This window comes from Nonomuraea sp. NPDC054003 (assembly GCF_055585125.1).
On record NZ_JBVJKR010000008.1, the window covers coordinates 226,468 to 246,978 of the forward strand.

Sequence of the window (20,511 nt, forward strand, 5' to 3'; positions counted from 1 at the left end):
CGGGGGGCCGCAAATTGCGGAGGGCGGCCGTTACGGTGTCAGCGCCCGGAGGAAGAGATGGACGGCCACGCCCACGAGTTCGTCGAGCTCCGGCGGCCGGTCGGCCAGTAGCCATTCGATGAGCAGCTCCTGAAGGCCGCCAATTACCCCCAGCGCCACCAGCCGCCGATTCACCCCCGGCGCCTGCGGGAAATCGGCCCAGGCTTCCTCCACGAGCCCGGCGAAGGAGTCGATGGCGCGCTGCCGCGACATCATCAGCACATCGCCGGATCTGCGCACCTCCACATGCATGATCCGGGCCCTGCGCCAGTCGGCGGTGGTGAACTCGATATAGGCCCGAATTCCCGCCCTGATCCGGCCGTCCAGCGTGTTGGGCGCGTCCTGCACGGCCTTCGACACCACGGCGAGGCTTTCTTCGACGCAGCGCTCGTGCAACGCCTGTAAGAGTTCCTCCCGGCCGCCGAAACATTCATAGAAGGCGCGGTTGGAGATCCGCGCCTCGGAGCACAGCCTTTCGATCGTCGTGGCCGCGAAACCAGGCTTCGCGTATAGCGTGTAGGCGGCTGTCATCAGCCGCTCGCGTCTGTCGGCCAGCCTTTGTTCCGCTGACATCCCCCGGTAAGACCGGTTCACATTCCACCCGTCCAACATGATCGTGGCCCCCGAGCACACAATTATGGATGGATGATCGGATTGTGGAAAGGGCGGGCAGTTTACCTCTTACGTCGTCCGTGCAAGAACGTGACAAGTCTGATCAGCCGCTCAAGCTCGTCAGGCTGCCGGGAGAACGAGGTCAGCCGCATTCCGGGCACCGGGAAGCGCTGCCGCGCGATGGCCTTGGCGCGGGCGAACTCACGCAGCCCGTCGGCGCCGTGGATACGCCCGAAACCGGAGTCGCCCGTACCGCCGAACGGCAGCGAGGCCACGCTCGCGAACGAGATGACCGAGTTGACGGACGCCATCCCGGTGCGCATCGCGCGCGCCAGCGCCATCGCCCTGCGCCGGTTCCCGGAGAACACCGTGCCGGCCAGCCCGTACGCCGTGTCGTTGGCCAGTTCCAGCGCCTCTTGCGCGTCCTTGGTGCGGCGCACCGTGATCGTCGGCCCGAACGTCTCCTCGCGCACCGCCGGTGAGTCCTCGGGCACGTCCTCCACGATCACCGGGTCCACGTACGGCGGCCGCACCGAGTCGGGCCCGCCCGCGACCGTCCTGCCGGACTTGGTGGCGTCGTCGATGTGCCGCTTGATGATGTCGAGCTGCCCCGGCATGGTGATCGGCCCGTAGTGCTCGCCCGCCTTCACCGTGGCGGCCCGCTCCGACAGCGCCCGCATGAACGGCTCGTACACGGCGTCGACCACGTACACCCGCTCCACGCCCACGCACGTCTGCCCGGCGTTCGACAGCGCGCCCCACAGGCACGCGTCCGCCGCCGCCTCGACGTCGGCGTCGGCGTCGACGATGAACGCGTCCTTGCCGCCGCACTCCGCCACCATCGGCGTCAGGTTCTCCGCGCAGGCCGCCATGACCCGCTTGGCCGTCGCCGTCGAACCGGTGAAGGCGATCTTCTTCACCCGGGGGTCCCGCGCCAGGGCCGCGCCCGTCTCGCCCAGCCCCGTCACCGTCTGGAACACCGGCCGCTCCGGCACCGCCTCCGCGAACAGCTCCGCCAGCCGCACCCCCACCCCGGGGGTGAACTCGCTCGGCTTGAACACCACCGCGTTGCCCGCCGCGAGCGCGTAGGCGATGGACCCCATCGGGGTGAACACCGGGTAGTTCCACGGCCCGATGACCCCGACCACGCCCAGCGGCAGGTACTCCAGCGTGGCCGACAGGTTGGCGCCGACCATCCCGGGGGAGACCCGGCGCGGCCCCAGCACCTTCCGCGCGTTGCGGGCGGCCCAGTCGATGTGCGTGATCGCCAGCACGATCTCCAGCGTGGCGTCCGCGACCGGCTTGCCCGTCTCCTCGTGCACCAGCGCGGCCAGCTCCCGCAGCTCGCGCGTGACGACCGCCTTGTAGTCGAGCAGTCTGCGCCTGCGGCCCGCGTGTCCCAGCCCCTCCCACCACTCGGCGGCCTCCTGCGCCCGGGCGACGGCCGCGCGCACCGCCTCGGCGTCGTGCTTGGGGTGACTGGCGACGACCGTTCCGGTCGCGGGATTCAGGGAGTCGAATGTGAGCGTCGTCATGACGCCAACATAGAACGGTAAGCCGTCGCTTACTAGCGGGCCGGCGGCTCAGAAGAGCGTCGGGTTCTCCGGCTCGATGCCGCGCAGTGCCTGGTAGTCGAGCGTGACGCACTCGATGCCGCGGTCGGCCGCCAGCACCCTGGCCTGAGGCTTGATCTCCTGGGCGGCGAACACCCCGCGCACCGGGGCCAGCAGCGGGTCGCGGTTGAGCAGCTCCAGGTAGCGGGTGAGCTGCTCGACGCCGTCGATCTCGCCGCGGCGCTTGATCTCGACCGCCACCGTCGCGCTCTTTGCGTCGCGGCACAGGATGTCGACGGGGCCGATGGCCGTCATGTATTCACGCCGGATGAGCGTGTAGCCCTCGCCGAGAGTGGTGATGTGCTCGGCGAGCAGCTCCTGCAGGTGGGCCTCGACGCCGTCCTTGATCAGCCCGGGGTCGACGCCCAGCTCGTGGGAGGAGTCGTGGAGGATCTCGGCCATCGTCAGGACCAGCTTCTCGCCGGTCTTGCCGTGGGTGACGGTCCAGGTCTCGCCGTCCTCCTTGAGCTTGCACGGCGGGTTCATCCAGTTGAGCGGCTTGAAGGCGCGGTCGTCCGCATGGATCGACACGCTCCCGTCCGCCTTGATGAGCACGAGCCTCGGCGCCATCGGGAGATGTGCCGTGAGCCGTCCGATGTAGTCGACGCTGCATCGCGCGATGACCAGCCGCATGAGAGTCCACCCTAGCGGCTCTGTAAAACTACAAGCATGGCGTTTGAAATGGTGGGAGTGGTCGGGCTCGGCACGATGGGTGCCGGGATCGCGGAAGTGTTCGCCCGGGGCGGGCTGCGGGTCATCGGGGTGGAGGCCGACGCCGACGCGCTCGCCCGCGGCCGGGGCCACCTGGAGAGATCGACGCAGCGCGCGGTCGACCGGGGCAAGCTGGCGGCCGGTGACCGCGACGAGGTCCTGGGCCGGATCACGCTCACCACCTCCCGCGAGGACCTGCGCGAGGCGGACCTGGTGGTCGAGGCCATCCCCGAGGTGCTCGGCTACAAGACGGCGCTGATGAACGACCTCGACGGGATCTGCAAGCCGGAGACGGTGCTGGCCACCAACACCTCCTCGCTGTCGGTCACCGCGATCGCCGCCGCCACCGGGCGGCCCGGCCGGGTGGTGGGCCTCCACTTCTTCAACCCGGCGCCGGTCATGCGGCTGGCCGAGGTGGTGCGCACGGTCGTGACCGACGACGACGTGGTGCCGGCGATGCGCGAGCTGGCCGTACGGCTCGGCAAGACGGCGGTGGTCGTCGGCGACCGCGCCGGGTTCGTGGTGAACCGGCTGCTCCTGCCGTACCTCAACCACGCCGCCGTGCTGATGGAGCAGGGCGTGGCCGGGCGCGACGACATCGACGCGGCGATGCGCCACGGCGCGGGGCTGCCGATGGGCCCGTTCCAGCTGCTCGACCTGATCGGGCTCGACACCGCGTACGAGATCATGGGCGTGCTGTTCGACGAGACCCGCGACCGCCGCCACGCGCCCGCGCCGGTGCTGCGCGAGCTGGTCTCGGCGCGGCTGCTGGGGCGCAAGAGCGGGCGCGGCTTCTACGGCGACGAGCCCCGGCCGCACGAGCCCGCCAAGTCCTCGGTGATCACGTTCGACGTCGCCGGGCAGGGCGGCGACGAACTGGCCGAGCGGCTGGGCACCGCCGGGTTCAAGCGGTCGGCGGAGCCCGACGTGCTGCTCCGGATGGCCGACCGGCCGGTGATCGAGCACGCCGTCCAGCTGTCCGACCCGTCGCGGCTGGTCGGTGTCCACGTGGTGGGCGGCCGGGTGGCCGAGGTCGTCTCCACGGTCCTCACCTCTCCGGAGGCGGCCTTCGCGGCCGCCGACCTGATGAAGGTGATCGGGCTGGCCCCGGTGGCCTGCAAGGACCGGGCCGGGTTCGTGGTGGACGCGCTGCTCTACCCGTATCTCAACGACGCCGTGCGGATGTACGAGTCGGGCTACGCCTCGATCGACGAGATCGACTCGGCCATGCGGCTCGGCTGCGGCTACCCCGCCGGGCCGTTCGAGACGCTGGAGTCCGTCGGCCTGGACGTGGTGCGCGACGGGCTGCGGGCGCTGTACGCGGAGTACCGCGAGCCGGCGTTCGCCCCCGCGCCGCTGCTCGACCAGCTCGTCACGGCGGGCGTGCGCACCTTCCCGCGGCCATGAGCCCGCGCCGCGCCCGGCGCAAGGAGCCCGCCCGGCCCCCCGTCTTCCCGCGCAGCTCCGACCGGGTGGAGGAGTGGCCGGACGGTGAGTGGAAAGTACGCTCACTCACCGGCGGGACCTCCACCAAGGACTACCGCTGTCCCGGCTGCGACCAGGAGATCCGGGGCGGCCAGCCGCATCTGGTCACCTGGCCCGACTGGCCGGGCGGCGAGGACGAGCGCCGCCACTGGCATCCGGTGTGCTGGCGCAAGAGACTGGACCGCGGCCCGGGCCGCAGCCGCTACTGACCGACTCGTACCCCGAAGGACGAAGGAGCGACGTGGAAATTCGCGCGGCGACCGTGCTGCCCGCCCGGCGTGAGCCGATCGAGCTGCACACCGGCGACGGCCTGACCCTGGTGGGCGAGCTCGCCCTGCCCGAGGACCGGCCGCCGGCGGCGACCCTGGTGATGCTGCACCCGCTGCCGACCCACGGCGGCTTCATGGACAGCCATGTCTACAAGAAGGCCGCCAACCGCCTGCCCGCGCTGGCCGATCTGGCGGTGCTGCGCTTCAACACCCGCGGCACCTCCTCCGACCGGGGCACCTCCGAGGGCACGTTCGACGGCGGCGAGGACGAGCGGTTCGACGTGGCGGCGGCGCTGGAGTACGCCGAGTTCCACGACCTGCCCCGGGTCTGGGTGGTCGGCTGGTCGTTCGGCAGCGAGCTGGCGCTCAAGTGGGGGCACGACCCGTTGGTCGAAGGCGCCATCCTGCTGTCCCCGCCGCTGCACCGGGCCAACGAGACCGACCTCGACGCCTGGGCGCGGTTCGGCCGGCCGCTGGTCGCGCTGGTGCCCGAGTTCGACGACTACCTGCGCCCAGACGAGGCCAGGCGCCGCTTCGCGCGGGTGCCGCAGGCCGAGGTGGTCGGCGTCGAGGGCGCCAAGCACCTGTGGGTGGGCGAGCCGTACGTGCGCGTCGTGCTGAACGAGATCGTCCGCCGCGTCGTCCCCGACCGGCACCCCCTCCCCACCGAGGTGTGACCGCCATAGAATCTCGTTCGGTCCGTACGGAGGAGGCAACATGGGCGCGTTCGCTCTCGACGGCAAGAAGGCTCTGGTCACCGGGGCGTCCAAGGGCATCGGCAAGGCGATCGCGCTCGCGTACGCCGAGGCGGGCGCCGACGTGGCGCTGACCGCGCGGTCGGCCGACGCGCTGGCCGAGGTGGCCAAGGAGATCCAGGCGCGCGGCCGCGAGGCCGTGGTCATCCCCGCCGACCTGACCGACAGGGACACCGCCGCCGCCGTCGTGCGCGAGGCCGTCGCCGGGCTCGGCCACCTCGACGTGGTGGTCAACAACGCGGGCGGGTCCAACTTCCTGGTCGAGTTCAAGGACCTGCGGCTGGCCGGCTGGGACAAGATCATGCGGCTCAACCTCGACTCCGCCATGGCCGTCTGCCACGCCGCCGCGCCCCACCTGCTCGGCCGCGGCGGCGGGTCCGTGATCAACATCGCCTCCGCGGCCGCGCTCGGCGCGCCCTTCCTGGCCCCGTACGCGGCCGCCAAGGCCGGTCTGGTGGCCCTGACCAAGACGCTGGCCCTGGAGTGGGCGTCGGCGGGCGTACGGGTCAACGCGCTGTGCCCCGGCTGGACCGCCACCGACCTCAACCGCAACCTGTGGGACGACGAGAGCGGCGGCCAGGCGACGGTGGCGAACGTGCCGATGCGCCGCTGGGCCACGGTGGAGGAGATCGCCCAGCCGGCCGTGTTCCTGGCCAGTGAGGCCTCGTCCTACATGACCGGCCAGATGATGATCGTCGACGGCGGCCTCACCACCGCCTGACGAACCGGACGGACCATTCACCGCATATCGGCACCGGCTGTGGAGTGATTGTCGCGGGGAACCGGGCTACCGTGAGGTCCGTGCAGCTCTACACGAGAACAGCCGGGACCGGGCTCCCGGTCGTACTGCTCCACGCGTTCCCGCTCTCGTCGGCCATGTGGCTGGCCCAGCGGGAGGGGCTGGCCAGGGCGTGCCGGGTGATCACCCCCGACCTGCGCGGCTTCGGCGGATCGCGGCTCGGCGACGACGAGCCGTCACTCGACCTCATGGCCGACGACGTCGCCAGGGTGCTCGACGGGGAAGGCGTCGAGCGGGCGGTCATCGGAGGGTTGTCGATGGGCGGTTACGTGACCATGGCGTTCTGCCGCCGCCACCCCGACCGCGTGCTGGGCGTCATCCTGGCCGCCACCAAGGCGAGCCCCGACGCCGCGCCCGCCCGCGACAACCGCGAGCGCATCGCCCAGGCGGTGCTCGCCGACGGCAGCGGCGTGCTGGTCGAGGAGGTGCTCCCTGGCCTCATCGGGACCACCACCAAGCAGCGCAGGGCCATGGTGTTCGGCCGGGTCAAAGGGCTGGTGCAGTCGGCGCCGCCCAAGGCCGTGGCCTGGGCGCAGCGCGCGATGGCCGCGCGGCCCGACTCCTTCGACACGCTGGCCGCGCTCAAGGTGCCCGCGCTGGTGCTGGTGGGCGACGAGGACGAGCTGGCGCCGCCGGCGGACGCCCGGGCCATGGCCGGAGCGGTGCAGGACGGCCGGCTGGAGGTCATCTCCAAGGCCGGTCATCTGATCGCCGTCGAGCAGCCCGAGGCGTTCAACGCCGCCGTCGAGCGCTTCCTCAGCTCTGAGCTTGCCGGGGTATCACGATCTCACGAATGATCAGGGCGATCGCGGCGGCCACCGGGATGGCCAGCAGCGCGCCCACGATGCCGAGCAGCGTGCCGCCCACCAGGGCGGCGATCACGGTCACCGCCGGGGTCACGTCGACCGAGCGTTTCATCACCTTCGGATAGATGACGTAGTTCTCGATCTGCTGGTAGATCACGAAGAAGATCGCGCAGGCGATGCCGGCGGGGAGCGAGCCGAGCAGCGCGACGCCGGTCACCACCACGGCCCCGATCGTGGCGCCCACCAGCGGGATCAGGTCGGTCAGGGCCACCACGAGGGAGAGCGCGAGCGCGTACTCCACGCCCAGGATCGACAGGAAGATCCACGTCAGCACGCCGGCGATGAGCGAGATGAGGATGTTGCCGGCGACGTAGCCGCCGATGCCGCCCAGGATCTCCTCGGCGATCGCCCCGGTGCGGTCGCGGCGCGAGGCGGGGACCAGCTTGAGCAGGTAGGCCTTGATCGTGTGCAGCGAGCCGAGGAAGTAGAGCATGAGCACCAGCAGCGTCACCGTGGTGAACAGGCCGTCGATCACCACCAGCCCGGCTCCCACCACGCCGGTGGCCAGCGACGGTCCGAGCGTGCTCGTGACGAACGTGGCCAGCTGCGGCAGGATCTGGTAGTCGGCGTCGAGCTCGCGCAGCGTCGGATGGCTGCTCAGCTCGCGGATGTAGCCGGGCACGGCCGCCACGAAGTCGGCGAGCTCCCGGCTGACCGGCGGCACCACGGCCAGGCCGAACAGCACGAACGCCACGATCACCGCGGCGAACACGGACGTGATCGCCCACCGCCTGGCCAGGCCGCGCCGCTGCAGCGCCTCCACCGCCGGGTTGAGGCCGACGGCCAGGAACATCGCCACCACGATCATGATGATCACGCTCAGCGAGCTGACGACCATCTGCGCGATCGCGATGGCGGTGAGCACGCCGAGCCCGCCGGTCAGCCCGAACAGGAACGGGCCCCGGGCCAGCGGCTTCCCCGGCATCCCGTACGAACCCAGCGAGATCCCCGCGGGGACGTCGCCGGGGATGACGGTGTGCGCGCCCTGCTCCGCGCGCGGGGGACGCGGGGTGGCCTGAGCGTGATCTCCGGACCCGGCCGGCGCGGCCGTCCTGGCCCCGTCCGTGAGGGCGGAGGGCGGGTCCGCGGGAGGCTCCGGGCTCGGGAGGGAGTCCGCTCCGGCGGGCTCGGCTGCTGCGGTCACGGGGTCTCCTGCACAAGGGGGGCGCACAACGAGAGAGAGCCTAGCGACCTTGGTCGCCAGGCTCTCTCCGGTTATGCGATCGATCCCCGTGCAGCCGGCCCGGGACGCCCCTCGTGCCGGCCTACTCCTGCCACCACTCGGCGTCGTCGTCGGACTTGCTCTCGGCCTTGGCGGGAGCCGCCGGGGCGGCCACCGGGGCCGGGCGGTCGTCGACCGACGCGGCGGCGATGGCCGGCTTCGGCGGGGCCGCGGTGACGGCGGGGTCGGGGTCGAGGCCCGGCAGCGCCGCGCCGCCGAGCAGCTGGCGCAGCTGGGCGAGGTGGCTGGTGATGCTGTCGCGCTGGCGGGTCAGCTCGTCGACCTGGCGCTGCATCGAGGTGCGGGTGCGCTCGGCTTCGTTCTTCGCCTCGGTGACGATGGTCTCGGCGCTGCTCTTGGCCTCGGCGACGATCTGCTCGGAGTTCTTGCGCGCGTTGGCGACCAGCTGCTTGGCGTGCAGGTCGGCCTCGCGGCGGGTCTGCTCGGCCTGCTGGGTCGCCTTCGTGGCCCGGGACTCGGCGGTGGCGGCGCGCTGCTCCGCCTCGGCCACCAGCTTCTGCGTCGCGGCCTGGGTGGCGGCGTGGCGCTCGGCCTCCTGGCGCTCCGCCTCCTCGCGCCGGGCGGCGAGCTGGATCTCGAACTCGGCCTCGTCCTGCGCCCGCTTGGCCTCGGACTCCTCCAGCACCCGCTGAGCCTGCGCGCGCATCTCGTCGGCCTGCCGCTTGGCGGTGGTCAGGACCTCGTCGCGCTCGCGCTTGGTCGAGGCGCGCAGCTGGGCGACCTCGCGCTCGGTGGTGGTGCGCAGCTTGGCGATCTCGCGCTCGGCGTCGGCCCGCTTCTCCGCGACCTCGTGGTCGGCGGTGGCGCGGAGCTTGGCCACCTCGCGCTCGGTGGTCGCCGTCAGCTCGTCGGACTCGCGGCGGGCGGTCGAGCGGATCTCCTCGGCGTCGCGCTCGGCGCTGGTGCGCATCTCCTCGCTCTCGCGCGTCGCCTGCGCCCGCTTCTCGGCCGCCTCGGCCTCGGCGGCGGCACGCAGGTCGGCCGCCTCGACCTTGGCCGCGGCCTTGATCTCGTTGGCCTCGGACCTGGCCGCCTGGACGAGCTCCGTGGCCTGTTCTTCCGCCAGGCGGAGCAGCTGTTCGATACGGGCGCCGAGACCGGAGTAGGTGGGCCGCTCCTGCTCCTGCAGCTGGCGCTGGGAGTCGGAGAGCTCGCGCTGCAAGGACGTGGTCTGCTCGCGAGCCTGGCGCAACTCGGCGTCGAGCTGCTTCAGGTGGTCGTGGACCTGATGCCGGTCGTAACCTCGGAGCACCACGTCGAACTCGCGGGCTGGTGCGTCCTCGAAGAAGTTGTTGAGCTGGGCGTCGATGTCGGACTGCATGGAGGCTCGATCCTGGGTTGTCGAGACGGCTACACGGGCCGGACGGGGGGTTCGGGGCATCCGAGCCTGGAGCCCGTGCCTCGGGGCAGGCTCCATGTCCGGTGGAAGGCCAGCGTACTCCGCCGATGCCGAGTACGAAGCCCCGTCCGGGTTTCTGCGTGACTAGTTACTTATGAACGATTTTTGCGTTTGCTAGCCCTTGGCCGCTTGCACCAACTCGGTCAGCATTCCTCCCACGTCCTTGGGGTGCAGAAACGCGATCCGGGAGTCCATGGAACCGTGACGGGGGCGCTCGTCGAGCAGCCGGACGCCCTTGTCGCCGATCTTAGACATCGCCTCCGCGACGTCCGGGACGCCGAACGCCACGTGGTGCACTCCCTCACCCCTCTTGGCGAGGAATTTCCCCACGGGGGAGTCGGGCGAGAGCGGTTCGAGCAGCTGGATGTAGGAGCCGCCGCCGTCGGCGTCGGCGATGCGCAGCATGGCCTCCTTCACCCCCTGCTCCTCGTTGACCTCGCGGGCGACCACCTCCAGCTCGAACAGTTCAGAGAAGAGCGCGATCTTCTCTTCGAGGTCGTTGCACGCGATCCCGATGTGGTCGATGCGCATGAACATGTGGGCCACCTCCATAGCGAACACCCTGCTACCGATAGGTATGGTGTCAAAGAGCTCCCCTCGTGTGCACAGGAGGCCCCGCATGTCTGGTTCCGTCATCGTCGCCGGAGCGCGTACCCCCATCGGAAAACTGCTCGGCTCGCTGTCCGGCCTGAGGGCGGTGGACCTGGGCGCCATCGCGGTCAAGGCCGCGCTGGACCGTGCCGGGGTGGCGCCGGAGGCCGTCGAGTACGTGATCCTGGGCCAGGTGCTGCAGGCCGGGTCGGGTCAGCTCCCCTCCCGCCAGGCGGCGGTCAAGGCGGGCATCCCGATGACGGTCCCGTCCATCACGATCAACAAGGTGTGCCTGTCGGGCCTGGACGCCATCGCCATGGCCGACCAGCTCATCCGCGCGGGCGAGTTCGACATCGTGGTCGCGGGCGGCATGGAGTCGATGACCAACGCCCCGCACCTGCTGCCCGGCTTGCGCAAGGGGGTCAAGTACGGAAGCGCCGAGATCCTCGACTCGATGGCCCATGACGGCCTGTTCTGCGCGTTCGACCAGTGCGCGATGGGCGAGTCGACCGAGCGCTACAACACGCGGCTGGGCATCGGCCGCGAGGAGCAGGACGCCGTGTCGGCCCGCTCCCACCAGCTCGCCGCCGCGGCGGCCAAGAACGGCGCGTTCGAGCCGGAGATCGTGCCGGTGGAGATCCCGCAGCGGCGCGGCGAGCCGCTGGTGGTCAAGGACGACGAGGGCGTGCGCGGCGACACCACCGCCGAGACGCTGGCCAGGCTGCGGCCCGCGTTCGCGGCCGACGGCACCATCACGGCCGGCTCGGCGTCGCAGATCTCCGACGGCGCCTGCGCGGTGGTGGTGATGTCCAAGGCCAAGGCCGAGGAGCTGGGCCTGGAGTGGCTGGCCGAGATCGGCCGCCACGGCAACGTCGCGGGCCCCGACTCCTCCCTGCAGTCGCAGCCGGCCAACGCCATCAAGCACGCCCTGGCCAAGCAAGGGCTGAGCCCGCAGGACCTGGACCTGATCGAGATCAACGAGGCGTTCGCCAGCGTGGTGATCCAGTCGGTCAAGGAGCTGGGCGTGCCGATGGACATCGTGAACGTCAACGGCGGCGGCATCGCGCTCGGCCACCCGATCGGCGCGTCCGGCGCCCGCATCGTGCTCACCCTCGCCCACGAGCTGAAGCGGCGCGGCGGCGGCGTCGGCGCCGCGGCCCTGTGCGGCGGCGGCGGCCAGGGTGACGCGCTGATCATCAGCGTGCCGAAGAACGCGTAACACCCGCGCGCCCGCTCCCCGAACCCAGGGGAGCGGGCGCGCCGGTGCGTGTCGCTAGGGGGGGAGATGCGCCCGGCCGCGAGGGAGGGTGCGGCCGGGCGTCCTTGGCATGGTCATGACTCGCGCAGCAGGCCGAAGAGGGAGCGGTGACGGCGCTCGGGCTTGCGCGCCCTGGCCGCCGCGCGGGCCAGCCGGCGCTCGGCGGCCTCCTGGCGCAGCTCGCGCGCCCGATGCTGCATGACGGTGTACTCGAACTCGGCGTTCATGAGAGTGCTCCTCGTGGTCGTTTCTCCGCACTCTCAAGATTCGTCCTAAGGCCCGTGGCGGCACATCGGGCGGATGCCTTATCTCCCGGCCTCAGCCGTGGCCGGCCCGCGTCTAAGGGTGCCTAGGGCTCGTCCGCGAACTTGACCGTGACCTTGGTGAAGCCGAGCGACTTCAGCATGCCCTCCAGCATGGTCCGGGTGTTGGCGTCGGCCCGGGCCCGCAGGTCGCTGGAGGCGGCCGCCTCGGCGATCTTGCGTTCGGCGAGCACGTACAGCTCCCGCTGGTCGGCCGGAGAGCCGGACAGGAAGTCCTCCACCCGGTCGAACAGCCCCCGCCGCTGGGCGAAGACGTAGGAGCGCTCGTTGTCCAGGTTGGGCTTCTCCAGTTGGGCGCGCGGGAGGGTGACCGTGACCGCGGTGCGGTCCTCCGACACGGTCAGCGCGTCGCCGGCCAGGCCGGCGAAGTCGACGTACGCGTCCACGCCGCCGGCGCCGACGAAGAGGGTGCGGGTGCCCTTGACCGCGTCAGGCAGGAAGTTGGCGTCCTTCTCCAGGTCGACCACGACCTGGAAGGTGCCCGTCGCGGCCTCGAACCTGCTCAGGTCCTTGATCGATTCGAGCAGCACCGGCTGGCTGCGGTCGACGGTCTGCGTGCCCATGGGATTGAGCCAGGACCAGGCCAGCCGCCCGGCCACCACCAGCAGGACCGCCACGACCAGCAGCCCCGCCACATATCGCCACGTGCGGCGCCGGCGAGGAGAGACCGCCGAGGGCGCCGTCTGCGAAGTCGTCATGCCCCCTGACTACCCCCGGATCGATCATCTGTGCCACCCATGAGGTGACATCTCCGGTCCCCAGTTCGGCGAGGGGTGCCCGCTCGGGTCAGGGTAGACCGGGTAGACCTGCGGGGCGCTCTCCTGGTGCACCTGCGTGGCCACCGGGGTGGCGGCCTGGGGCGGAGTGCCGGCCGGGCCGCCGCCGAAGTGGGTGGCCGACAGCTTGCAGGCCTGGAAGTCGCTGAAGAACATGCGCAGCCACTCGCGGCGCTGGTGCTCGTTCAGGCCGGAGAACCAGGCGGCGGCGTACTCGTGCTCCAGCAGCGGCCCCCCGGGCAGCGGCTCGCCGCGCAGCCAGGCCGTCACGATCTCGCGGTAGCCGTCGGCCGGCCTGCCGGGACACCGGGCGGCCAGGGCCTCGACGTACTCGTGCACGGCCTCCTCGGCGAACCCCGCCGACAGGTCCGGCACGTGGATCGGCGCCAGCCCGTTCGAGGGCTTGAGCGGGTCGTCCAGCGGCCGCTGCTCCACCCGGGTGAACGCGGCGGGCGTCTCGGCCAGGCGGGAGGCGATCTCGGTGAAGGCGGCGCCGAGCTCGGTCAGCCCGCCCCGCATGCCGGGATGGACGCAGACCGTGATGGGCCACTCCTGACAGCTGTAGGCGATGTCCTGGGCGGCCGCGGGACGCGGCTCGCCGAGCACCCGCGCCACGCCCGTGCCGGCCGCCAGCACCGCCAGCAGCGCGAAGGCCAGCACCACGGCCTGCCGGGTGACCAGCGCGGCCCAGCCCAGCAGCAGCGCCCCGGTCACGCCGAGCAGCCAGATGATCTGGTTGACGAAGACGGTGCCGCTCAGCCCCTGGAACAGGTCGTACGGCTCGCCCGTACCGGGTGCGAGGCGGTCGGCCCAGCCGTCGCCGTCGGCGACCCAGCTGAACAAGGCGTAGCAGCCCAGCCCGGCCAGCGGCGCGGTCGGCGCGTACGGCAGCACCCAGCCGGCCACCCACCCGATCACCGAGTAGAGGGCCAGCCCCGCCATGCCCATGCCCAGGCCCGTCAGGCTGAGCCGGCCCGCCTGCTCGGTGAGCACCGTCTTGACGGCCAGCACCAGCACGGTCGCGGCGAAGGAGCCCAGCACCACCAGCACGATCGCCAGCGGCGCCTTCAGCGCGCGCCAGGTCGTCAGCGGCAGGTCGCGCGAGGCCCGGCGCTTGCGCAGGGCCACCCAGGCGGCGAAGGCGGCGGCGACGGGCCCGGTCAGCCTGAGCGAGCCGATGACCGCCGCCACGATGTTCTCCCACGCGTCCACGCCGGGGATCAGGACGCTCCACGCCGCGACCAGGCCGAGCGCGAGCAATACGGCCACCGTGACGGCCGCGCCCTGCTTCAGCTCCTCGCGTGAAACGCCCCCGTGCTCACGCACGCGTCATCCCAATGAAGTTCATCAAAAGCACCCCCCGTGCCCCGTCGGCGACAGGGGGAGCCGGCAGTCCGGCCGGTCCCCACACGGCTGATGGACTTGGCTCCCCCGTCACCATTCGATGCGAGAACCATAACGGAGCGTGATGAAGGACGCCCGGATTCTTGGCCAAGCGGAGAATGCGATTGCGCTCCGTAAGCAGACGAAACTGGACGAGCAGCGCGCTAACGTATCTGCGTGTCGCAGCCCAAGCCGCTCAACCTGCCGTTCGACCCCATCGACCGTGCCGCGGAGACCTGGCGCGATCACTTCGGGCCCTCGTCCGCCATGGCCGCCGTCACGTCGATCATGAGAGCCCACCAGATCCTGCTGTCCCAGCTCGACTCGCTGCTGAAGCCGTACGACCTGACCTTCGCCCGCTACGAGGCCCTGGTGCTGCTGACCTTCAGCAAGACCGGGGCGCTGCCGCTGTGGAAGATCGGCGAACGGCTGATGGTCCACCCGACGAGCGTCACGAACACCGTCGGCCGGCTGGAGAGGTCCGGGCTGGTGCGCCGCCTGCCCAACCCGCGCGACGGCCGGGGCGTGCTCGCGGAGATCACCGAGGCCGGTCGCGACGTCGTGCGGCGCGCCACGGGCGATCTCATGACCGCCGAGTTCGGCCTGGGCATGTACGCCGAGAGCGAGCTTGGCCGGATGTTCGACCTGCTGCGCACGCTGCGGGTGGCGGCGGGTGACTTCTCGGTCCCCCCGATGGGGCAAGATGAGGAGCATGGCGGACTTCTCTAGGCCCGGATCGCTCTACGGAGCGGTCGATCTGGGCGCACGTAAGCAGGCTCTGGAGGCGCAGGCCCGGCGGGAGACCGGTGGTGCCCAGGCAGCCTCATCGGCCTCGGTCGTCGACGTGACCGAGGAGACGTTCACCACCGACGTCATCGACCGCTCGATGAGCGTGCCCGTCGTGCTCGACCTGTGGTCGCCGCGGGCGCCCGGCAGCGCCCAGCTCAGCCCGGTGCTGGAGAAGGTCGTCGGCGACCTGGGCGGCAGGGCCGTGCTCGCCAAGGTCAACGTCGACGGCAGCCCGCAGATCGCGCAGGCGCTGCGGGTGCAGGCCGTGCCGACCGTCCTGGCGATCTTCCAGGGGCAGGCCGTCACCGGCTTCCAGCAGGTGCTGCCCGAGCCGGAGGTGCGTCGCTGGCTCGACGAGCTGATGGCCGCCGTGGAGCAGTTCTACCAGGCCAACCCGGGGGCCAGGCCGCCCGCCGAGGGGCCGGGCGAGCCGGAGGCGCCGCCCGCCGACCCCGACCTGGTCGCCGCCGAGCAGGCCATCGACCAGGGCGACCTCGACGCCGCCGCGGCTGCCTACGAGCGACTGCTCGCCCGCGTGCCCGGCGACGAGGACGCCAGGATGGGGCTCGCCGGCGTCAGGCTGATCAAGCGCACGTCCGGCGCCGACCCGGACGACGTGCAGCGCCGTCTGCAGGATCCCGCCGACATCGACGCGCACCTGCTGGCCGCCGACCTGGAGATGCTGTCCGGCTCCGTCGACCAGGCGTTCGAGCGGATCATCGCGGTGGTCAAGCGCACCTCGGGCGACGACCGCGACAAGGCCCGCGTCCACCTGCTGGGCCTGTTCGAGACGCTGCCGGCCGAGGACCCGTCCCTGGCGAAAGCCCGGCGAGCGCTGGCGAGCGCCCTGTTCTAACCTGAAGGTGTGCGAGTCGTCACAATTTCGGCGACCTACGGCACCGCCGGCCACCAGGTGGGCCCGGCCGTCGCCGAGCGGCTGGGCGTGCCCTTCGTCGACCGGGCGATCCCCGGCGCCGTCGCCGGAGAGCTGGGCTGCACCCTCGAGGAGGCCCTGACCTACGACGACCGCGCCGAGCACGGCCTCGGCCGCCTGCTGTCGGGGACGCTGCGGCTGCCGACCGTGACGTTCGGCGGCGTCGACATGTACGTCCCGGGCCCGCTGCCGCACGCGCCGGAGGAGTTCGTCCGGCGCACCGAGCAGGTGCTCCGCGACACCGCCCGCACCCAGGGCGGCGTCTTCCTGGGCAGGGCGGGGGCGATCGTGCTCGCCGATCTGCCCGGGGCGCTGCACGTACGGCTCGACGCCCCGCTGGAGCGGCGGGTCCGTCAGGCGGCCCGGCTGGGCGCGACGACCGAGCGGGAGGCCCGCAAGGTCATCGAGGACAACGACCGCGCCAGGAACGCCTACGTCCGCCACTTCTACCGCGCGGACCCGTCCGATTGCTGCCTGTATCACCTGGTGATCGACAGCACCGTGCTCCCGGTGCCGGTGTGCGCCGACATGATCGTCATGGCGGCCGAGGCGCTGGCTTGACCCGAACACCCCTAACATGGGAGCACTTCATGGGCAGGCGCGAAGGAGCGATTGACGTGGCGACCGTCCCCAGTGTGTCGTACTCCATCACCGTGCGGCTGGAGGTGCCGGCCGGGGGCAAGGCCGTCAGCCAGCTCACCCACGCCGTAGAGTCGGCGGGGGGCGTCGTGACCGCCCTCGACGTCACCAACGCCGGCCACGAGAAGCTCCGGATCGACGTCACCTGCGCGGCCCGCGACACCGACCACGCCCAGGCCATCGTCGACCAGCTCGAAGCCGTCGAGAGCGTGGTCATCCACAAGGTCTCCGACCGGACCTTCCTCATGCACCTCGGCGGCAAGATCGAGATGCAGTCGAAGGTGCCGCTGCGCAACCGTGACGAGCTGTCCATGGCCTACACGCCGGGCGTGGCGCGGGTGTCCATGGCGATCGCCCGCAACAAGGAGGACGCGCGCCGCCTCACCATCAAGCGCAACACCGTCGCCGTCGTCACCGACGGCTCGGCCGTGCTCGGGCTGGGCAACATCGGGCCGGAGGCGGCGCTGCCGGTGATGGAGGGCAAGGCGGCGCTGTTCAAGCGGTTCGCCGGCATCGACGCCTGGCCCATCTGCCTCGACACCCAGGACGTCGACGAGATCGTCCGGACCGTCCAGCTCCTCGCCCCCGGCTTCGGCGGCATCAACCTCGAAGACATCGGCGCCCCGCGCTGCTTCGAGGTGGAGCGGCGGCTGCGCGAGCTGCTCGACATCCCGGTCTTCCACGACGACCAGCACGGCACCGCCATCTGCGTGCTGGCCGCGCTCACCAACGCCCTGCGCGTGGTCGACAAGAAGCTGGAGGACGTGCGCATCACCATGGCGGGCGCGGGCGCGGCGGGCAACGCGGTGCTGCGGCTGCTGCTGGCGGCGGGCGCGCGCAACGTGATCGTCTGCGACTACCGCGGCGCCGTCTGCCGCACCCGCGACGACCTCGACGACTCGCTGCGCTGGATCGCCGAGCACACCAACGCCGAGGGCTACTCCGGCGACCTGCGCGGCGCGGTCAAGGGCGCCGACGTCTTCGTGGGCGTGTCGGCGCCGGGCATCCTCACCGGTGACGACATCGCCGCCATGGCGCCGGGCGCCGTGGTGTTCGCGCTGGCCAACCCCGAGCCCGAGGTGTCGCCCGACGAGGCCCGCGAGCACTGCGCGGTGGTGGCCACCGGGCGCTCCGACTACCCCAACCAGATCAACAACGTGCTGGCGTTCCCCGGCGTCTTCCGCGGTCTGCTCGACGCGCAGGCCACCGAGGTCACGGAGGAGATGCTCCTGGCCGCGGCCCGCGCCCTCGCCGCCGTGGTGACGACGGAGGAGCTGGGGCCCAACTACATCATCCCGAGCGTCTTCCACCCGGACGTGGCGGGCGCGGTCGCGGCGGCGGTCCGCGAGTCGGCGGGCGGCCGCGCCCGCGGCTTCACCGAGGCCTGACCCTTCCGCGGGTCCTCCCGGGCCGGGCCGCGGATCCTCACGGGTCCGGGCGCGGCCCCTTCCCGTGCCCGCGAACGTGTCTCGCCCGCGGGCGGCGGCCATCGCTCGCCCTCCCGGGCGGGTCGGTCATGCCCGTCCGGCGGCGCTCTCATCGAGTACGCGCCCATGCCCTGGTGAAGCAGAGCGAAAGGAGAGTCGATGGAATCAGGGTCCCGCTTGGCGGGAACGGTCCGTCCTGGCGGACGCACGGCGAAGGTCCGCGCGGCGGTGCTCCAGGCCACCCAGGACGAGCTTGCCGAACGCGGCTTCCACCGCCTGACCATGGACCAGGTGGCCAGCAGGGCGGGCATCGGCAAGACGACCATCTACCGGCGCTGGGGCACCCGCGTCCGCCTGGTCACCGATCTCATGAGGGAGCTGGCCGAGCGGTCACTGCCGCCCCCCGGCGCGGGCTCGGTCGAGGACGTGCTCATGGCCAGCGCCAGGTCCGTGCTGGAGTCGCTCACCGACCCGCACCTCGGCGTCACCCTCCAGGCGGTCATCGCGGCCGCCGTCTCCGACGAGGAGGCGGCCGGCGCGCTGCGCGCCTTCTACGACCGGCGCATCGGGGAGTGGGCCCGGTTCGTGGACGCCGCGGTCGAGCGCGGCGAACTGCCGCCGGGCACCGACGGGGCGGAGCTGATCCGCGCCGTCTCGGCGCCCCTCTACTACCGGCTGATGGTCGTCAGGCACCCCCTGGACGAGACGACGGCCGCCCGGTCGGTCGCCCGCGCCCTGATCGCCGCCAGGGCGGGCGCGTTCGTGCCCACCTGAGGCTCAGCGCTCGAAGGGTGAGCCGGAGCGCGGCCAGAGGGACCCGTACCACCACACGACGCCGCCGGTGAGGATCAACCCGCCCGCCGTCGCCAGCTTGGCCATCAGGTCGAGCGGCGGGCCGGTCATCGGCAGCCGGTGACCCCACGGACAGTCGTTGCGCACCCGGGTGGAGTCGATCAGCGTGTCGGCCGCCGACCCGCTCACCGAGTACGCCTCGATCTCCGCGCTGCTGCCCTGACGTACCTTCACCGTACGGGTGATCGCCTTTCTGGCCGGGATGGAGCCCGACGCCACGGTCGCCGAGTCGGCGCGCAGGTCGAAGCGGGCGAGCTGGCGGGTCTGGTTGCGCAGCGTGACCCGTACCGTGTTCGCGCGGCAGCCGATCCGGTCCACCGACATCGTGAACGGGTCACCGGGGTCGGGGCCCGGCCAGGCGCAGGCCGTCGCCGGCAGGAGGAAGACCACGAAGGCGGGCAGGGCGGCGAGGGCGAGGCGGGCGCGCATGCGATGGCTCCTCCAGGCACGGGCGAACGTGACACATTTTCGTCCCGCATCGTGCCCATATCGCTACGTTGAGTAACATGCGGCGGCTGTAGGCGCGAAGAGCCCCCTTCCTCCTTCATGATGGATGTATGGCGGAAGCGATCTACGTCGGCGGGTTGTTGGTGGCGACGCCGCTTCTCGACGATCCCAACTTCCGGCGTAGCGTCGTGCTCATCCTCGAACACGACCACGACGGCGGCACGCTCGGCGTGGTGCTCAACCGGCCGAGCGAGATCTCGGTGACCCAGGTGCTGCCCGTGTGGGACCCCCTGGTGACCGGGCCGCCGGTGCTCTTCGAGGGCGGGCCGGTGCAGACCGACAGCGCGCTCGCGCTGGCCGCCGTGCCGAGCGGGGAGGAGCCGCTGGGCTGGCGCCGGCTCCACGCCGGCACCGCGGCGGTGTCGCGGCTCGGCACGGTCGACCTGGACGCGCCGCCCGAGATCCTCCAGGGCGAGATCGCGCAGATGCGCATCTTCGCCGGCTACGCGGGCTGGACCACGGGCCAGCTGGAGAGCGAGATCGCGGAGGGCGCGTGGTACGTCGTCGACTCGGAGGCCGGCGACACCTTCCACGCCGATCCCGGCTCGCTCTGGCGACACGTGCTGCGGCGGCAGAAAGGTGAGCTGGCGTTCGTGGCGACCTGCCCGGACGATCCCACGATGAACTGACTAGGCGTCCCAGCCGGGGCGCAGCGATCGCTCCACGAGCTGGAGCGTCTCCTCCATGCGCCGGACGATCTTCTGGAGGTCGGGCGGGTCCGCCGGGCAGGTGAATCCGATCCGCATGGCGGCCATCACGAACGTCACGACGAGATGGGGGAGCGGGCTCTCGTACGGGTCGACGCCCTGGCGGGCGGCGATGGCCTCGACCAGGCGCCGTTCGGACTCGACGGCCCGGGCGAAGGTGCTGTGGGCCAGGTGGGGGGTGGTGTCGAGAAGGCGCCTCACCTTGAGGAATCGCGCGACGTCGTCCGGTGTTGCGTACTCCATGGTGCGCAGCTGCGCGCGCAGGGCGTGGGTCATGGAGACGAACGGCGGCTCGTCCGCGGGGCGGTCGGCCAGGACCTCCAGCATCGTCTCCTCGACCTGGTCGTGGAGCCACAGGATCAGGTGTTCCTTGCTGGTGAAGTAACGGAAGAAGGTGCGTGGAGAGACCTCGACGGCCTCCGCTATCTGGTCGATCGGCGTCGAGTCGTACCCTTGTTCGAGGAAAAGATCGAGTGCGGCATCCAGAAGGGCGACCCGCGTCTTTTCCTTCTTGCGCTCTCGTAGTCCCATGTC

The 20,511-nt window shown here is 71.6% G+C and carries 23 protein-coding genes; 12 read left to right on the forward strand and 11 right to left on the reverse strand.

The genetic code is table 11. The features are described 5' to 3' along the window. Window positions 1–30: 30 nt before the first annotated feature. From ACZ6YG_RS22540 to nucS, 3 genes are all read right to left on the reverse strand, one after another. On the reverse strand, window positions 31–570 hold the full coding sequence (locus tag ACZ6YG_RS22540) for a TetR/AcrR family transcriptional regulator (protein ID WP_246641212.1): 540 nt from the start codon (window positions 568–570) through the stop codon (window positions 31–33). 143 nt (window positions 571–713) lie between these two features. Then, entirely contained in the window at window positions 714–2,186 is a 1,473-nt protein-coding gene (locus ACZ6YG_RS22545; RefSeq protein ID WP_271279422.1) for an aldehyde dehydrogenase family protein, read from the reverse strand. A 48-nt stretch (window positions 2,187–2,234) separates the two neighbouring features. Beyond that, window positions 2,235–2,897: an endonuclease NucS gene (gene nucS / locus ACZ6YG_RS22550; RefSeq protein ID WP_148033900.1), complete on the reverse strand. Its 663-nt coding sequence runs from the start codon at window positions 2,895–2,897 to the stop codon at window positions 2,235–2,237. A gap of 36 nt (window positions 2,898–2,933) precedes the next feature. On the opposite strand from nucS, the gene ACZ6YG_RS22555 reads away from it, so the two are divergent. The 5 genes from ACZ6YG_RS22555 to ACZ6YG_RS22575 all read left to right on the forward strand — a co-directional run bounded on the left by ACZ6YG_RS22555 (window position 2,934) and on the right by ACZ6YG_RS22575 (window position 7,080). After that, complete coding sequence (locus tag ACZ6YG_RS22555; RefSeq protein WP_148033899.1) at window positions 2,934–4,382, forward strand: 3-hydroxyacyl-CoA dehydrogenase family protein; 1,449 nt, start codon at window positions 2,934–2,936, stop codon at window positions 4,380–4,382. Next, window positions 4,379–4,669 carry an ATP/GTP-binding protein gene (locus ACZ6YG_RS22560; protein ID WP_148033898.1) on the forward strand — a complete coding sequence of 97 codons (291 nt, stop codon included), beginning with the start codon at window positions 4,379–4,381 and terminating at the stop codon, window positions 4,667–4,669. Before ACZ6YG_RS22555 ends, ACZ6YG_RS22560 begins: the two co-directional genes overlap by 4 nt. A gap of 32 nt (window positions 4,670–4,701) precedes the next feature. Then, entirely contained in the window at window positions 4,702–5,406 is a 705-nt protein-coding gene (locus ACZ6YG_RS22565) for an alpha/beta hydrolase (protein WP_148033897.1), read from the forward strand. 40 nt (window positions 5,407–5,446) lie between these two features. Continuing rightward, window positions 5,447–6,205, forward strand: coding sequence for an SDR family NAD(P)-dependent oxidoreductase (locus tag ACZ6YG_RS22570; RefSeq protein WP_148033896.1), 759 nt, complete (start codon window positions 5,447–5,449; stop codon window positions 6,203–6,205). Between the two features lie 80 nt (window positions 6,206–6,285). Further along, complete coding sequence (locus ACZ6YG_RS22575) at window positions 6,286–7,080, forward strand: alpha/beta fold hydrolase (protein WP_219551074.1); 795 nt, start codon at window positions 6,286–6,288, stop codon at window positions 7,078–7,080. Here ACZ6YG_RS22575 and ACZ6YG_RS22580 read toward each other — a convergent pair. The 3 genes from ACZ6YG_RS22580 to mce form a co-directional block, all read right to left on the reverse strand. Then, on the reverse strand, window positions 7,040–8,293 hold the full coding sequence (locus ACZ6YG_RS22580) for an AI-2E family transporter (protein WP_466019114.1): 1,254 nt from the start codon (window positions 8,291–8,293) through the stop codon (window positions 7,040–7,042). The two genes, ACZ6YG_RS22575 and ACZ6YG_RS22580, sit on opposite strands and share 41 nt — an antisense overlap. 121 nt (window positions 8,294–8,414) lie before the next feature. Continuing rightward, complete coding sequence (locus ACZ6YG_RS22585) at window positions 8,415–9,713, reverse strand: DivIVA domain-containing protein (RefSeq protein WP_148033893.1); 1,299 nt, start codon at window positions 9,711–9,713, stop codon at window positions 8,415–8,417. A 192-nt stretch (window positions 9,714–9,905) separates the two neighbouring features. Beyond that, window positions 9,906–10,328 (reverse strand): methylmalonyl-CoA epimerase, encoded by a 423-nt coding sequence (gene mce / locus ACZ6YG_RS22590; RefSeq protein WP_148034891.1) that lies wholly within the window; start codon window positions 10,326–10,328, stop codon window positions 9,906–9,908. 82 nt (window positions 10,329–10,410) lie between these two features. Here mce and ACZ6YG_RS22595 point away from each other — a divergent pair, with 82 nt between their 5' ends. Beyond that, the gene (locus ACZ6YG_RS22595; RefSeq protein WP_466019115.1) at window positions 10,411–11,601 is read left to right on the forward strand and encodes an acetyl-CoA C-acetyltransferase; all 1,191 of its coding nucleotides are present in this window, start codon (window positions 10,411–10,413) and stop codon (window positions 11,599–11,601) included. Window positions 11,602–11,714: 113 nt separating this feature from the next. On the opposite strand, the gene ACZ6YG_RS22600 is transcribed toward ACZ6YG_RS22595, so the two are convergent. The 3 genes from ACZ6YG_RS22600 to ACZ6YG_RS22610 form a co-directional block, all read right to left on the reverse strand. Next, window positions 11,715–11,867, reverse strand: coding sequence for a hypothetical protein (locus tag ACZ6YG_RS22600; RefSeq protein ID WP_187281349.1), 153 nt, complete (start codon window positions 11,865–11,867; stop codon window positions 11,715–11,717). A gap of 122 nt (window positions 11,868–11,989) precedes the next feature. After that, window positions 11,990–12,661 (reverse strand): DUF4230 domain-containing protein, encoded by a 672-nt coding sequence (locus ACZ6YG_RS22605; RefSeq protein WP_148033891.1) that lies wholly within the window; start codon window positions 12,659–12,661, stop codon window positions 11,990–11,992. A gap of 24 nt (window positions 12,662–12,685) precedes the next feature. Further along, window positions 12,686–14,065: a hypothetical protein gene (locus ACZ6YG_RS22610; protein ID WP_148033890.1), complete on the reverse strand. Its 1,380-nt coding sequence runs from the start codon at window positions 14,063–14,065 to the stop codon at window positions 12,686–12,688. Window positions 14,066–14,299: 234 nt separating this feature from the next. Between ACZ6YG_RS22610 and ACZ6YG_RS22615 the strand changes: the two genes are divergently transcribed. The 5 genes from ACZ6YG_RS22615 to ACZ6YG_RS22635 all read left to right on the forward strand — a co-directional run bounded on the left by ACZ6YG_RS22615 (window position 14,300) and on the right by ACZ6YG_RS22635 (window position 18,685). Beyond that, on the forward strand, window positions 14,300–14,851 hold the full coding sequence (locus tag ACZ6YG_RS22615; protein ID WP_148033889.1) for a MarR family winged helix-turn-helix transcriptional regulator: 552 nt from the start codon (window positions 14,300–14,302) through the stop codon (window positions 14,849–14,851). Beyond that, window positions 14,835–15,767 (forward strand): tetratricopeptide repeat protein, encoded by a 933-nt coding sequence (locus tag ACZ6YG_RS22620; RefSeq protein WP_397198354.1) that lies wholly within the window; start codon window positions 14,835–14,837, stop codon window positions 15,765–15,767. Before ACZ6YG_RS22615 ends, ACZ6YG_RS22620 begins: the two co-directional genes overlap by 17 nt. 9 nt (window positions 15,768–15,776) lie before the next feature. Beyond that, on the forward strand, window positions 15,777–16,406 hold the full coding sequence (locus tag ACZ6YG_RS22625; RefSeq protein ID WP_219551088.1) for a cytidylate kinase-like family protein: 630 nt from the start codon (window positions 15,777–15,779) through the stop codon (window positions 16,404–16,406). Window positions 16,407–16,462: 56 nt separating this feature from the next. Continuing rightward, entirely contained in the window at window positions 16,463–17,872 is a 1,410-nt protein-coding gene (locus ACZ6YG_RS22630) for an NAD-dependent malic enzyme (RefSeq protein ID WP_148033886.1), read from the forward strand. Between the two features lie 198 nt (window positions 17,873–18,070). Continuing rightward, window positions 18,071–18,685, forward strand: coding sequence for a TetR/AcrR family transcriptional regulator (locus tag ACZ6YG_RS22635; RefSeq protein WP_148033885.1), 615 nt, complete (start codon window positions 18,071–18,073; stop codon window positions 18,683–18,685). A 3-nt stretch (window positions 18,686–18,688) separates the two neighbouring features. Here the strand turns inward: ACZ6YG_RS22635 and ACZ6YG_RS22640 are convergent, their stop codons facing one another. Beyond that, the gene (locus ACZ6YG_RS22640) at window positions 18,689–19,192 is read right to left on the reverse strand and encodes a hypothetical protein (RefSeq protein ID WP_148033884.1); all 504 of its coding nucleotides are present in this window, start codon (window positions 19,190–19,192) and stop codon (window positions 18,689–18,691) included. A 128-nt stretch (window positions 19,193–19,320) separates the two neighbouring features. Between ACZ6YG_RS22640 and ACZ6YG_RS22645 the strand changes: the two genes are divergently transcribed. Beyond that, window positions 19,321–19,899: a YqgE/AlgH family protein gene (locus ACZ6YG_RS22645; protein WP_148033883.1), complete on the forward strand. Its 579-nt coding sequence runs from the start codon at window positions 19,321–19,323 to the stop codon at window positions 19,897–19,899. Here ACZ6YG_RS22645 and ACZ6YG_RS22650 read toward each other — a convergent pair whose 3' ends face one another. Beyond that, a complete protein-coding gene (locus ACZ6YG_RS22650; RefSeq protein WP_148033882.1) occupies window positions 19,900–20,508 on the reverse strand; it encodes a TetR family transcriptional regulator in 609 nt (202 codons plus the stop codon). Window positions 20,509–20,511 lie beyond the last annotated feature (3 nt).

Bases quoted from the DNA above. Each gene is read 5' to 3' on its own strand.
- ACZ6YG_RS22540 (WP_246641212.1), bottom strand. From the start codon at position 570: ATGACAGCCGCCTACACGCTATACGCGAAGCCTGGTTTCGCGGCCACG.
- ACZ6YG_RS22545 (WP_271279422.1), bottom strand. From the start codon at position 2,186: ATGACGACGCTCACATTCGACTCCCTGAATCCCGCGACCGGAACGGTC.
- nucS (WP_148033900.1), bottom strand. From the start codon at position 2,897: ATGCGGCTGGTCATCGCGCGATGCAGCGTCGACTACATCGGACGGCTC.
- ACZ6YG_RS22555 (WP_148033899.1), top strand. From the start codon at position 2,934: ATGGCGTTTGAAATGGTGGGAGTGGTCGGGCTCGGCACGATGGGTGCC.
- ACZ6YG_RS22560 (WP_148033898.1), top strand. From the start codon at position 4,379: ATGAGCCCGCGCCGCGCCCGGCGCAAGGAGCCCGCCCGGCCCCCCGTC.
- ACZ6YG_RS22570 (WP_148033896.1), top strand. From the start codon at position 5,447: ATGGGCGCGTTCGCTCTCGACGGCAAGAAGGCTCTGGTCACCGGGGCG.
- ACZ6YG_RS22585 (WP_148033893.1), bottom strand. From the start codon at position 9,713: ATGCAGTCCGACATCGACGCCCAGCTCAACAACTTCTTCGAGGACGCA.
- mce (WP_148034891.1), bottom strand. From the start codon at position 10,328: ATGTTCATGCGCATCGACCACATCGGGATCGCGTGCAACGACCTCGAA.
- ACZ6YG_RS22595 (WP_466019115.1), top strand. From the start codon at position 10,411: ATGTCTGGTTCCGTCATCGTCGCCGGAGCGCGTACCCCCATCGGAAAA.
- ACZ6YG_RS22600 (WP_187281349.1), bottom strand. From the start codon at position 11,867: ATGAACGCCGAGTTCGAGTACACCGTCATGCAGCATCGGGCGCGCGAG.
- ACZ6YG_RS22605 (WP_148033891.1), bottom strand. From the start codon at position 12,661: ATGACGACTTCGCAGACGGCGCCCTCGGCGGTCTCTCCTCGCCGGCGC.
- ACZ6YG_RS22620 (WP_397198354.1), top strand. From the start codon at position 14,835: ATGGCGGACTTCTCTAGGCCCGGATCGCTCTACGGAGCGGTCGATCTG.
- ACZ6YG_RS22635 (WP_148033885.1), top strand. From the start codon at position 18,071: ATGGAATCAGGGTCCCGCTTGGCGGGAACGGTCCGTCCTGGCGGACGC.
- ACZ6YG_RS22640 (WP_148033884.1), bottom strand. From the start codon at position 19,192: ATGCGCGCCCGCCTCGCCCTCGCCGCCCTGCCCGCCTTCGTGGTCTTC.
- ACZ6YG_RS22645 (WP_148033883.1), top strand. From the start codon at position 19,321: ATGGCGGAAGCGATCTACGTCGGCGGGTTGTTGGTGGCGACGCCGCTT.
- ACZ6YG_RS22650 (WP_148033882.1), bottom strand. From the start codon at position 20,508: ATGGGACTACGAGAGCGCAAGAAGGAAAAGACGCGGGTCGCCCTTCTG.